The following is a 618-nucleotide window of genomic DNA, read 5'->3' on the forward strand; positions in this document are numbered from 1 at the left end:
GATTGGGAAAGTGCCATGGAGGTGGAGTCTGTAGGACTGATTACAAAATCAATAAGTGAACTTGAATATAGTAATGGAGTAAAAATTGTAAGACCTTTTGACCCTGTAACTGATGGATTTTATAATGATTTTGCAAAGATATTATTTCCAGAGTTTGTTTTTAATGAGAATTCAAGCTCTTCAAATATTTTAACTATAATAAATAAACAATATTTTTGGAATYTAAATTCTCAATATGCAAGTAATTATATAAATAACATAAAAGAAACATCTAGATTAATTACAAATAATAGTTTATTATATTTATATAAATCAAATTAAAATAGTTAATTATACGGTGATTGTATGAAAAAAATATTAATTTTATCTATTGCAGTATCATTTGCATCTATGATATTTATACATTTTTATGCTTTCAATAAAACAGCAATTTATATAGATCCAATTTATCATTTATATGATATGAAACAGTATTATGAAACTAAAACTATACCTGTTGTAGGTAATAGGCTCATGAATAGCTCTGATGTTAGGGATAATACTACATATGCAAGAATACCAGGCGGATTTTATTATATCATTTATTTATTATGTTATAGTTTGGCTGGGGAGTCTATT

2 pseudogenes are annotated in these 618 nt (G+C 25.0%); both read left to right on the plus strand.

Annotated elements, in window-relative coordinates:
* Positions 1 to 321, plus strand: a pseudogene (locus GQX97_RS13905) (hypothetical protein); the annotation flags it as partial.
* Between the two features lie 24 nt (positions 322 to 345).
* Positions 346 to 618: pseudogene (locus GQX97_RS13910) on the plus strand (hypothetical protein); the annotation flags it as partial.

Origin of the sequence: Brachyspira sp. SAP_772, assembly GCF_009755885.1 — a bacterium.
GTDB lineage: Bacteria > Spirochaetota > Brachyspiria > Brachyspirales > Brachyspiraceae > Brachyspira.